The organism is Pseudomonas oplopanacis (assembly GCF_057128725.1).
The window spans coordinates 226,686-238,174 of sequence record NZ_JBSKHV010000010.1; the positions used below are offsets into that span (position 1 = coordinate 226,686).

The 11,489-nt window shown below is 58.3% G+C and carries 9 protein-coding genes; 3 read left to right on the forward strand and 6 right to left on the reverse strand.

What is annotated here, in order from left to right:
* Window positions 1–66: 66 nt before the first annotated feature.
* The 5 genes from purB to ACWKV5_RS20500 form a co-directional block, all read right to left on the reverse strand.
* Window positions 67–1,437: an adenylosuccinate lyase gene (gene purB, locus ACWKV5_RS20480; RefSeq protein WP_123432253.1), complete on the reverse strand. Its 1,371-nt coding sequence runs from the start codon at window positions 1,435–1,437 to the stop codon at window positions 67–69.
* Window positions 1,438–1,561: 124 nt separating this feature from the next.
* Complete coding sequence (hflD, locus tag ACWKV5_RS20485; protein WP_123432252.1) at window positions 1,562–2,185, reverse strand: high frequency lysogenization protein HflD; 624 nt, start codon at window positions 2,183–2,185, stop codon at window positions 1,562–1,564.
* Window positions 2,182–3,315 (reverse strand): tRNA 2-thiouridine(34) synthase MnmA, encoded by a 1,134-nt coding sequence (mnmA, locus tag ACWKV5_RS20490; RefSeq protein WP_007946432.1) that lies wholly within the window; start codon window positions 3,313–3,315, stop codon window positions 2,182–2,184. The genes hflD and mnmA overlap by 4 nt, the downstream gene beginning before the upstream one ends.
* A 59-nt stretch (window positions 3,316–3,374) precedes the next feature.
* Complete coding sequence (locus tag ACWKV5_RS20495; protein WP_483842762.1) at window positions 3,375–3,821, reverse strand: NUDIX hydrolase; 447 nt, start codon at window positions 3,819–3,821, stop codon at window positions 3,375–3,377.
* A gap of 214 nt (window positions 3,822–4,035) precedes the next feature.
* A complete protein-coding gene (locus ACWKV5_RS20500) occupies window positions 4,036–6,261 on the reverse strand; it encodes an NADP-dependent isocitrate dehydrogenase (protein WP_483842763.1) in 2,226 nt (741 codons plus the stop codon).
* Window positions 6,262–6,754: 493 nt separating this feature from the next.
* Here ACWKV5_RS20500 and icd point away from each other — a divergent pair, with 493 nt between their 5' ends.
* The gene (gene icd / locus ACWKV5_RS20505) at window positions 6,755–8,011 is read left to right on the forward strand and encodes an NADP-dependent isocitrate dehydrogenase (protein ID WP_027925122.1); all 1,257 of its coding nucleotides are present in this window, start codon (window positions 6,755–6,757) and stop codon (window positions 8,009–8,011) included.
* An 86-nt stretch (window positions 8,012–8,097) separates the two neighbouring features.
* On the opposite strand, the gene ACWKV5_RS20510 is transcribed toward icd, so the two are convergent.
* Window positions 8,098–8,388: a cold shock domain-containing protein gene (locus ACWKV5_RS20510; protein ID WP_483842764.1), complete on the reverse strand. Its 291-nt coding sequence runs from the start codon at window positions 8,386–8,388 to the stop codon at window positions 8,098–8,100.
* Between the two features lie 225 nt (window positions 8,389–8,613).
* On the opposite strand from ACWKV5_RS20510, the gene clpS reads away from it, so the two are divergent.
* Complete coding sequence (clpS, locus tag ACWKV5_RS20515) at window positions 8,614–8,976, forward strand: ATP-dependent Clp protease adapter ClpS (protein WP_027925124.1); 363 nt, start codon at window positions 8,614–8,616, stop codon at window positions 8,974–8,976.
* 30 nt (window positions 8,977–9,006) lie between these two features.
* On the forward strand, window positions 9,007–11,277 hold the full coding sequence (gene clpA, locus ACWKV5_RS20520) for an ATP-dependent Clp protease ATP-binding subunit ClpA (RefSeq protein WP_027925125.1): 2,271 nt from the start codon (window positions 9,007–9,009) through the stop codon (window positions 11,275–11,277).
* Window positions 11,278–11,489: the final 212 nt, after the last annotated feature.

The window sequence follows — 11,489 nt, forward strand, 5'->3', positions numbered from 1 at the left end:
CTACTTTTTAGACAGGAATAAAAACGCCCGGCGCGGCCGGGCGTCTCAAGCAGGTCCAGCGGTCAATCAGATGCGTTTGGCTTGCTCTACAGCGTTACCGATGTAGTTCGCCGGGGTGAGCAATTTCAGCTCGGCCTTGGCGGCGGCTGGCATGTCCAGGCCGTCGATGAAAGTCTGCAGCGCTTGCGGGCTGATGCCCTTGCCGCGGGTCAGTTCTTTCAGCTTTTCGTACGGGTTTTCGATGTTGTAGCGGCGCATCACGGTCTGGATCGGCTCGGCCAGCACTTCCCAGCAAGCGTCCAGGTCAGCGGCAATCTTCTGCTCGTTGAGCTCAAGCTTGCTGATGCCTTTGAGGCTGGCTTCGTACGCGATCACGCTGTGGGCGAAGCCGACACCGAGGTTGCGCAGCACGGTGGAGTCGGTCAGGTCACGCTGCCAGCGGGAGATTGGCAGTTTGCTCGCCAAGTGCTGGAACAGTGCGTTGGCGATGCCCAGGTTGCCTTCGGAGTTTTCGAAGTCGATCGGGTTGACCTTGTGCGGCATGGTCGACGAACCGATTTCGCCAGCGATGGTGCGCTGTTTGAAATAACCCAGGGAGATGTAGCCCCAGATGTCGCGGTCGAAGTCGATCAGGATGGTGTTGAAGCGCGCGATCGCGTCGAACAGCTCGGCGATATAGTCGTGCGGTTCGATCTGCGTGGTGTACGGGTTGAAGCCCAGGCCCAGCTCGTCTTCGATGAAGGCGCGGGCGTTTTCTTCCCAGTCGATCTCAGGGTAGGCCGACAGGTGAGCGTTGTAGTTGCCGACAGCGCCGTTGATCTTGCCCAGCAGCGGAACGGCAGCGACCTGAGCGATTTGACGCTCCAGACGGTAAACCACGTTCGCCAGCTCTTTGCCCAAAGTGGTCGGCGAAGCCGGTTGGCCGTGGGTGCGCGACAGCATTGGCACGTTGGCAAAACGGATAGCCAGTTCGCGAATGGCTTCGGCGGTCTGGCGCATCAGCGGCAGCATCACATCATCACGGCCTTCGCGCAGCATCAGGGCGTGGGACAGGTTGTTGATGTCCTCGCTGGTGCAGGCAAAGTGGATGAATTCGCTGACGGCAGCCAGTTCCGGCAGCTTGGCCGCTTGCTCTTTGAGCAGGTATTCGATGGCTTTGACGTCGTGGTTGGTGGTGCGCTCGATCTCTTTGACACGCTCGGCGTGCTCCAGAGCGAAGTTTTCCGCCAGGGTGTTCAGCACAGCGTTGGCTTCGGCGGAGAACGCCGGCACTTCGCTGATGCCAGGGTGAGCGGCCAGGCGCTGGAGCCAGCGCACTTCAACCAGAACGCGAGCACGGATCAGGCCGTATTCGCTGAAAATCGGGCGCAGGGCCTGGGTTTTGCCGGCGTAGCGGCCGTCAACAGGGGAAACCGCAGTGAGCGAAGAAAGCTGCATGGGGTGTTCTCGGACAGTCGGGCAACGAAATGGGGCGCGTATCATACATGAAAAAATCCGTCGGTCCGTTACCAACTGACCGGCGTATTACGCGTAATGCGGAGTAAATAGCTGTCTGCGTGACTTATTCGTTACGCATCAAGGGGTAAAGCTCTTTCAATAATTTGCGACGGCTGATCACCAGCTGCCAGCGATGACCGCCCAACTGCCGCCACAGGCGCGCCGAACGAATCCCGGCCAGCAACAGGGCGCGGATTTTCGAGGCATTACTCGGCTGCTGCAGGTTGCGCATGTCGCCGTGGACCTGAATCCGTTGGCGCAAGGTGCTCAGGGTGTCCTGGTACAGCGCGCCACACGCGGCGATCACGTTTTCGTGAGCCGGGCCGAAATGCTCGACCTGGGATTGAATCTGCGGCAAGCGCTTGCCGATCACGTCCAGCATGTCGCCGCGCTTGGCCAGTTGACGTTCCAGCCCGAGCATCGCCAATGCGTAACGCAAGGGTTCGCGTTGAAGGGCGCTCGGGTCGCGTTCAAGTGCGCCCACCAACGCGCGATAACCTTCGCGCAGGTTGAGGTCGTCACCGCCGTAGACTTCCAGCGTGTCCTTGGGGTCGCGAATCAGCAGGCTGCCGAGCATGCAGGACAGGCCGGCTTCGGTGGTCTGGCCGGTCTTGGCAATCTTGTCGACGAGGACGGCAGCGAGAAACACACCGCCCAGCGCCGTCAGTTGCTCCTGAGTGGGGCTCATTGTTGCTGGCCTTTGCTGGTCCACGGCTCGGCAATTTCGATAACGCCGCCGCCCAGGCAGATTTCACCGTCGTAAAACACCACGGACTGGCCGGGGGTGACCGCGCGTTGCGGGTCATCGAAGGTGGCGCGGTAGCCGGTAGCGGTTTTCTCCAGCGTGCACGGCTGGTCGCTTTGACGATAGCGGACCTTGGCGGTCAACTTGCGCGGCTCGGTCAGATCAATCGGGTTGACCCAATAGATGTCCGAGGCGAGCAGGGCGCGGGAGAACAGATACGGGTGGTCATTGCCTTGGCCGACGATCAGCTCGTTGTGCTCCAGGTCCTTGATCAGCACGTACCACGGCTCGTCACTGGCGTCTTTCAAGCCGCCGATGCCCAGGCCCTGGCGCTGGCCGATGGTGTGGTACATCAAGCCGTGGTGACGGCCGATCACTTCACCTTCGGTGGTCTTGATCTCGCCGGGTTGCGCCGGCAGGTACTGCTTGAGGAAGTCGCTGAAGCGGCGTTCGCCGATAAAGCAGATACCGGTGGAGTCCTTTTTCTTCGCGGTCGCCAGCTCGTATTTCTCGGCAATCGCGCGGACTTCAGGCTTTTCCAGCTCGCCAACCGGGAACAGGGTCTTGGCGATCTGCTCGCCGCCGACGGCGTGCAGGAAGTAGCTCTGGTCCTTGTTCGCGTCCAGGCCCTTGAGCAGTTCGGTACGACCGTCGATATCGCGACGGCGCACATAGTGGCCGGTAGCAATCAGGTCGGCACCGAGCATCATGGCGTAGTCGAGGAACGCCTTGAACTTGATCTCGCGGTTGCACAGGATGTCCGGGTTCGGCGTGCGACCGGCCTTGTATTCGGCCAGGAAGTGCTCGAACACGTTGTCCCAGTACTCGGCGGCGAAGTTGGCGGTGTGCAGCTTGATGCCGATTTTGTCGCACACAGCCTGCGCATCCGCCAGGTCGTCCATGGCGGTGCAGTATTCCGTTCCATCGTCTTCTTCCCAGTTCTTCATGAACAGGCCTTCCACCTCATAACCCTGCTCGATCAGCAGGAGAGCGGAAACGGAAGAGTCCACGCCGCCGGACATGCCGACAATGACGCGCTTCTTTTGTGTGTCAGAAGGGGCTGGATCACGCATAGGGATTCAATGAGTGTCTTGAAAAAGGACGCGATTCTAGCAGGCTGGAGCCCGCAAGGCTAAAGAGAAGGGCGGATCAGTTCGAGACCGAAGTGATTGCCGTCCAGATAATCATCGATACAGCGGATGATCAGCTCACTGCGCCAGTTTGCGCGCTGTTCCAGCAATTCGTCACGCGTCAGCCACTTGGCACCGACGATGCCGTCGTCCAGCTGATAATCCGGGTGGTGTTTGAGCGGTTTTGCGATGAAGCAGACCCGTTGGTACGTCACGCCGTTGCTCGGGGCGGTGTACAGGTAAATGCCGACTACACCGGTGGCTTCGACGTCCCAGCCGGTTTCTTCGAGGGTTTCGCGTACCGCGGCTTCGATCAGGGTTTCATTCGGGTCGAGGTGGCCGGCGGGTTGATTGATCACGACACGGTCGTGCTTGAGCTCTTCGACCATCAGGAAGCGGCCATTGTCTTCGACGATGGTGGCGACGGTGATGTGGGGTTTCCAGTCCATGAAGCTTCCTCGATTCTGAAGTTGGAATAAAAATCAGTGTGGGAGCGAGCCTGCTCGCGAAAGCGGTAGGCCGGTCAATGCAGTGTTGAAGGATATACCGCATTCGCGAGCAGGCTCGCTCCCACAGGATCCGGTTCTGATGGATAAGTGTGTGTGTGACCCGCAAACACAAACCCCGGCACTTGGCCGGGGTTTGTGATGCATCCTTACAACCTTAAACCAGCGCAGCAACCGCTGCGTTGAAGGTTGGGCTAGGGCGCATGGCCTTGCTGATCAGCTCGGCATTGGCGTGGTAGTAACCGCCGATGTCCACTGGCTTGCCCTGAACGGCGTTGAGCTCGGCAACGATGGTTGCTTCGTTCTCGGTCAGGGTTTTGGCCAGGGTCGCGAACTGCGCTTGCAGTGCTGCGTCTTCAGTCTGGGCCGCCAGGGCTTGAGCCCAGTACAGCGCCAGGTAGAAGTGGCTGCCGCGGTTGTCGATGTTGCCGACTTTACGCGATGGCGACTTGTTGTTGTCCAGGAACTGGCCGGTGGCCTGATCCAGGGTCTTGGCCAGAACCAGCGCCTTAGGGTTGTTGTAAGTCACGCCCAAGTGCTCAAGGGAAGCGGCCAGGGCCAGGAACTCGCCCAGGGAATCCCAGCGCAGGAAGTTCTCTTCCAGCAGCTGTTGAACGTGCTTCGGAGCCGAACCACCGGCGCCGGTTTCGAACAGGCCACCGCCATTCATCAGCGGAACGATCGACAGCATCTTGGCGCTGGTGCCCAGTTCCATGATCGGGAACAGGTCAGTCAGGTAGTCGCGCAATACGTTGCCGGTCACCGAGATGGTGTCCTTGCCTTCGCGAGTGCGTTGCAGGGTGAACTTCATCGCGTCGACAGGTGCCATGATCTGGATGTCCAGGCCGGCCGTGTCGTGATCCTTCAGGTAAGCCTGAACTTTCTCGATCACTACGCCATCGTGGGCGCGCATCGGGTCCAGCCAGAAAATCGCCGGGGTGCTGCTGGCGCGAGCACGGTTGACGGCCAGTTTGACCCAGTCCTGGATCGGCGCGTCTTTGGTCTGGCACATGCGGAAGGTGTCGCCGGCTTCAACCGACTGTTCCAGCAGCGTGCGACCGGCGCTGTCGGAAACCCGAACCACGCCGTTGGCCTTGATCTGGAAAGTCTTGTCGTGCGAACCGTACTCTTCGGCTTTCTTCGCCATCAGGCCAACGTTTGGCACGCTGCCCATGGTGGTTGGGTCGAAAGCACCGTTGACTTTGCAGTCTTCGATCACGGCCTGGTAGATGGTTGCGTAGCAGCGATCCGGGATCACAGCCTTGGTGTCGTGCAGCTGGCCGTCGGTGCCCCACATTTTGCCGGAGTCACGGATCATGGCTGGCATCGAGGCGTCGACAATGACGTCGCTCGGCACGTGCAGGTTGGTGATGCCTTTGTCGGAGTTGACCATGGCCAACGACGGACGAACGGCGTAGACCGCCTGGATGTCCGCTTCGATCTGCGCTTGCTGCTCAGCCGGCAGGGCCTTGATGCGAGCGTACAGGTCGCCGATGCCGTTGTTCAGGTTGAAGCCGATCTGCGCCAGCACGTCAGCGTGCTTGGCCAGTGCGTCTTTATAGAACTCGGCAACGATCTGGCCGAACATGATCGGGTCGGAGACCTTCATCATGGTGGCTTTCAGGTGAACCGACAGCAGCACACCCTTGGCTTTGGCGTCTTCGATCTCGGCAGCGATGAAGCTGCGCAGAGCGTTTTTGCTCATGACCGCGCAATCGAGGATCTCACCGGCCTGTACGGTGGTTTTTTCTTTCAGGACGGTGGTGGTGCCGTCTTGAGCGATCAGTTCGATTTTGACAGCGTCAGCGGCTTCGATCAGGGCAGCTTTTTCGCTGCCGTAGAAATCGCCGGCGCTCATGTGCGCAACGTGAGACTTGGAGTCTTTAGCCCAGGCGCCCATTTTGTGCGGATGCTTGCGAGCGTAATTCTTGACCGACAGCGGTGCACGACGATCGGAGTTGCCTTCGCGCAGAACCGGGTTTACGGCGCTGCCCTTGATCTTGTCGTAACGCGACTTGGCGAGCTTGTCGGCGTCGCTGGTCACGGTTTCCGGGTAGTCAGGAACGGCGAAGCCCTGGGCTTGCAGTTCTTTGATCGCGGCTTGCAGCTGCGGTACGGAAGCACTGATGTTCGGCAGCTTGATGATGTTGGCTTCAGGCGTAACGGCCAGGTCGCCCAGTTCGGCGAGGTGGTCGGCTACGGCTTTGTCACCCAGTTGCTCGGGGAAGCTGGCCAGAATGCGTCCTGCAAGAGAGATATCGCGGGTTTCAACGGCGATATCAGCCGAGGCGGTGAAGGCCTCTACGATAGGCAACAGTGAATAGGTGGCGAGGGCTGGGGCTTCGTCGGTGAAGGTATAGATGATCTTCGAGCGGGTGGGCATATTCGGATTAACTCTCTCTTCTTTGCTAAAGCGTGCGCAGAAACTCGAGGGGCGCCGGGTAAGCGCGTTCGTTCAAAGTCATCCATGAGCCGAATATCGAGGTTTCGTTGCTGTGATGTTGGGTGCATCAGTAGGGCGTCAAGCATTCGGACTGCGGTAACAGACCGGCTTATAGGGCGGAAAGTCTCATCGTAGAGCCTTTCCACCGTCGTGACCCTTTAGTCAGCGGCGGCATTATACATAGGTAGCTGGCAATCTGCCGATGGTTCATGAGTAAGGAATATCGTCCATTGGTCTAAAGGTCGCAGGGGCAGGTGGGGCGTAGAGTCGTTCGTCGTGCTCGACTTTGGCGCTTTTCCCTTTGCTTTCAGGCTTGTAGGCCGCGAGGAATGCAGCTTTGCGGCAGATGGATGGAACATAGGGTTTGCGCGCCGATTTAACTGGGTTACGCTCGAACGAAGCCAGATGTTCAATCCAAACAATGGAGTTCAGCATGGGATACAAGAAGATTCAGGTTCCAGCAGTCGGCGACAAAATCACCGTCAACGCGGACCATTCTCTCAATGTTCCTAACAACCCGATCATCCCCTTCATCGAAGGCGATGGTATTGGCGTTGATATCAGCCCGGTCATGATCAAGGTTGTCGATGCTGCTGTTAAGAAGGCTTACGGCGGCGAGCGCAAAATTTCCTGGATGGAAGTCTACGCCGGGGAGAAAGCGACTCAGGTTTACGATCAGGACACCTGGCTACCCCAGGAAACCCTGGACGCAGTTAAAGATTACGTGGTTTCCATCAAGGGCCCTCTGACCACCCCGGTCGGCGGCGGCATTCGTTCCCTGAACGTGGCCCTGCGTCAGCAACTCGACCTTTATGTGTGCCTGCGCCCTGTGCGCTGGTTCGAAGGCGTGCCTAGCCCGGTTAAAAAGCCAGGCGATGTCGACATGACGATCTTCCGTGAGAACTCGGAAGATATCTACGCCGGTATCGAGTGGAAAGCCGGTTCGCCGGAAGCGACCAAAGTCATCAAGTTCCTCAAAGATGAAATGGGCGTCACCAAGATCCGTTTCGACGAAAACTGCGGTATCGGCATCAAGCCGGTTTCGCTGCAAGGCACCAAGCGTCTGGCACGCAAGGCCCTGCAGTATGTGGTCGACAACGACCGCGACTCGCTGACCATCGTGCACAAAGGCAACATCATGAAGTTCACCGAAGGTGCCTTCAAGGAATGGGCCTACGAAGTGGCGGCTGAAGAGTTCGGCGCGACCCTGCTCGACGGCGGTCCGTGGATGCAGTTCAAGAACCCGAAAACCGGCAAGAACGTTATCGTCAAGGATGCCATCGCTGACGCCATGCTCCAGCAGATCCTGCTGCGTCCGGCCGAATACGATGTGATCGCGACCCTGAACCTGAACGGCGACTACCTCTCTGACGCCCTGGCGGCGGAAGTGGGCGGTATCGGTATCGCACCGGGTGCCAACCTGTCCGACACCATTGCCATGTTCGAAGCGACCCACGGTACTGCGCCGAAATACGCCGGCAAGGACCAGGTCAACCCGGGCTCGCTGATCCTGTCGGCTGAAATGATGCTGCGTCACATGGGCTGGACCGAAGCGGCCGACCTGATCATCAAGGGCACCAACGGCGCAATTTCCGCCAAGACCGTGACCTATGACTTCGAACGTCTGATGGACGGCGCGAAGCTGGTGTCGTCTTCCGGCTTTGGTGATGCGCTGATCTCGCATATGTAAGCGAAAAGCGGCTGCAACAAAACCGCCCGGCTCGAGTGATCGAGTCGGGCGGTTTTGTTATGACCGGATGCCTTGAATCGTGGGAATCAGCTCACGGCTTTAGCCTGGGAGCTGGTAGCGGCTGCTGCGGCTGCAGCGGCGTCAACGGCCACTTTGTCTGTAATTTTGACGGCGTGCAGCCCTTTGGGCCCCTGAACGATCTCGAAGCTGACGATCTGTCCGGCCTTGAGGGTCTTGTATCCACCCATATCGATGGCCGAATAGTGGGCAAAGAAATCGATTTCCTTGCCATCCTCGTCACGACCTTCTCTGGCGTCGGTGTTAATGAAACCGAATCCCTTGGCGTTGTTGAACCATTTCACCTTGCCGACTGCCATGCTCATATCCCTCTGCAACAGACTCCATCACTGGAGTATCATCCAGTACATCCGCAGTCAGTCTTTATAAATAAGATTGACTCCGCGGACCTTTTTTACCCACTGTGGGCTCTATTGGTTGTAACACCGTTTTCCCGATAGTCAAGGTGACCGGGCGGTCGGTGTTGAAATCGTCCATAGCCGCCCCCACCACTGTATTAGCACAACTGACGAACCTTTCTTTCCATGCATGCAATCAGCCAGATTCGACTAACATTCAATCAGGATCATCCTGATTCACACGACGACGATTCCGCAGGCATTGCTGTTCAGGAGGCAAAGCCTGCTTTACAGGCGCCGCCGATGTACAAGGTGGTTTTGTTCAACGATGACTACACACCGATGGATTTCGTCGTCGAAGTGCTCGAGGTGTTTTTTAACCTGAATCGGGAGCTGGCGACCAAGGTCATGCTGGCCGTCCACACAGAAGGACGGGCAGTATGTGGAGTGTTTACCCGCGACATCGCCGAGACTAAGGCCATGCAGGTCAACCAGTACGCCAGGGAAAGCCAGCATCCGCTACTCTGTGAAATCGAGAAGGACGGTTAATCGCCGACCACTTGGGTATGAGGTGAAGCTATGTTAAACCGCGAGCTCGAAGTCACCCTCAATCTAGCCTTCAAGGAGGCCCGTTCGAAGCGTCATGAATTCATGACCGTCGAACATCTCCTGCTGGCCCTATTGGACAATGAGGCTGCCGCCACTGTTTTGCGTGCGTGCGGCGCAAACCTCGACAAACTCAAGCATGACCTGCAGGAGTTCATCGACTCCACCACGCCATTGATCCCCGTCCATGACGAGGACCGTGAAACCCAGCCAACCCTGGGCTTCCAGCGTGTACTGCAACGTGCTGTGTTCCACGTACAGAGCTCGGGCAAACGCGAAGTGACTGGCGCCAACGTGCTGGTCGCGATCTTCAGTGAGCAAGAGAGTCAGGCAGTGTTCCTGCTGAAACAGCAGAGCGTTGCGCGCATCGATGTCGTCAACTACATCGCCCATGGCATTTCCAAAGTGCCCGGGCATGGCGATCACTCTGAAGGTGAGCAAGATATGCAGGACGACGAGGGCGGTGAGTCTTCATCTTCAGGCAATCCTCTGGATGCTTATGCCAGCAACCTCAACGAACTCGCGCGCCAGGGTCGAATCGATCCATTGGTAGGCCGTGAGCTGGAAGTCGAACGCGTCGCGCAGATCCTGGCGCGCCGTCGTAAAAACAATCCGTTGCTGGTGGGCGAGGCGGGCGTGGGTAAAACCGCGATTGCCGAAGGCCTGGCCAAACGCATTGTCGACAACCAGGTGCCGGACCTTTTGGCCAACAGCGTGGTGTATTCCCTCGACTTGGGCGCCTTGCTGGCCGGGACCAAATACCGTGGCGATTTCGAGAAGCGCTTCAAGGCGCTGCTCAATGAACTGAAAAAACGTCCGCAGGCGATCCTGTTCATCGACGAAATCCACACCATTATCGGTGCGGGTGCTGCGTCCGGTGGCGTCATGGATGCCTCGAACCTGCTCAAGCCGCTGCTGTCCTCGGGTGATATCCGTTGCATCGGTTCGACCACGTTCCAGGAATTCCGCGGGATCTTCGAGAAGGACCGCGCCTTGGCTCGTCGCTTCCAGAAGGTTGATGTGTCGGAGCCTTCGGTGGAAGACACCATTGGCATCCTGCGCGGCCTGAAAGGGCGTTTCGAAGCGCACCACAACATCGAATACAGTGATGAGGCGCTGCGTGCGGCCGCTGAGCTGGCTTCGCGCTATATCAATGACCGGCACATGCCGGACAAGGCCATCGACGTCATCGACGAGGCGGGCGCCTACCAGCGTCTGCAGCCAATCGAGAAACGTGTGAAACGCATCGAGGTGCCTCAGGTCGAGGACATCGTGGCGAAAATCGCCCGAATTCCGCCCAAGCACGTCACCAGCTCCGACAAAGAGCTGCTGCGTAACCTTGAGCGTGACCTGAAGCTCACCGTATTTGGCCAGGATGCCGCCATCGACTCGTTGTCGACGGCGATCAAACTGTCCCGTGCCGGCCTCAAGTCGCCTGACAAGCCTGTCGGTTCGTTCCTGTTCGCAGGGCCGACCGGTGTCGGTAAAACCGAAGCGGCGCGTCAGTTGGCCAAGGCGTTGGGTATCGAGCTGGTTCGCTTCGACATGTCCGAGTACATGGAGCGCCACACCGTATCGCGTCTGATCGGTGCGCCTCCAGGCTATGTCGGGTTCGATCAGGGCGGCCTGCTGACCGAAGCCATCACCAAGCAGCCTCACTGTGTGCTGTTGCTCGATGAGATCGAGAAGGCGCATCCGGAAGTCTTCAACCTGCTGCTGCAGGTCATGGATCACGGTACGCTGACTGATAACAACGGGCGCAAGGCGGATTTCCGTAACGTGATCGTCATTATGACGACCAACGCCGGTGCCGAAACAGCAGCGCGTGCTTCGATCGGTTTCACCCATCAGGACCACTCGTCCGATGCGATGGAAGTGATCAAGAAGAGCTTCACGCCAGAGTTCCGCAACCGTCTGGACACCATTATCCAGTTTGGTCGCCTCAGTCATGAGGTCATCAAAAGCGTGGTGGACAAGTTCCTTACCGAGCTTCAGGCGCAGCTGGAAGACAAGCGTGTGCAGCTGGAAGTGACGGACGCAGCGCGCGGCTGGCTGGCAGTGGGTGGCTACGACACGGCAATGGGCGCTCGTCCAATGGCGCGTTTGATCCAGGACAAGATCAAGCGTCCACTGGCCGAAGAGATCCTCTTTGGCGAACTGGCGGACCATGGTGGTGTGGTGCATATCGATCTGAAGGACGGCGAGCTGACCTTCGAGTTTGAGACCACGGCTGAAATGGCCTGACGGGTGTTGATCTGTTGTAAAGCGAAAGGCGCCTTCGGGCGCCTTTTTGTTGTCTGTTGGATTGGGTTTATATCCGTTGCTGCGGTAACGGCTGCTTAGGGTTTCGCCCTTACGGCGACTCACTTTTTTTTCAAACGGTACGTGTCAAGGTACCTGTCGCCTTGGTACTTCCGCTGCTAACCCATTGCGCCGTTAACTTCAGGGCGTTCTGG

Coding starts and splice junctions, on each gene's coding strand:
- hflD (WP_123432252.1), bottom strand. CDS start 2,185: ATGAGCCCCACTCAGGAGCAACTGACGGCGCTGGGCGGTGTGTTTCTC.
- purB (WP_123432253.1), bottom strand. CDS start 1,437: ATGCAGCTTTCTTCGCTCACTGCGGTTTCCCCTGTTGACGGCCGCTAC.
- icd (WP_027925122.1), top strand. CDS start 6,755: ATGGGATACAAGAAGATTCAGGTTCCAGCAGTCGGCGACAAAATCACC.
- clpA (WP_027925125.1), top strand. CDS start 9,007: ATGTTAAACCGCGAGCTCGAAGTCACCCTCAATCTAGCCTTCAAGGAG.
- ACWKV5_RS20510 (WP_483842764.1), bottom strand. CDS start 8,388: ATGGCAGTCGGCAAGGTGAAATGGTTCAACAACGCCAAGGGATTCGGT.
- clpS (WP_027925124.1), top strand. CDS start 8,614: ATGCATGCAATCAGCCAGATTCGACTAACATTCAATCAGGATCATCCT.
- mnmA (WP_007946432.1), bottom strand. CDS start 3,315: ATGCGTGATCCAGCCCCTTCTGACACACAAAAGAAGCGCGTCATTGTC.
- ACWKV5_RS20495 (WP_483842762.1), bottom strand. CDS start 3,821: ATGGACTGGAAACCCCACATCACCGTCGCCACCATCGTCGAAGACAAT.
- ACWKV5_RS20500 (WP_483842763.1), bottom strand. CDS start 6,261: ATGCCCACCCGCTCGAAGATCATCTATACCTTCACCGACGAAGCCCCA.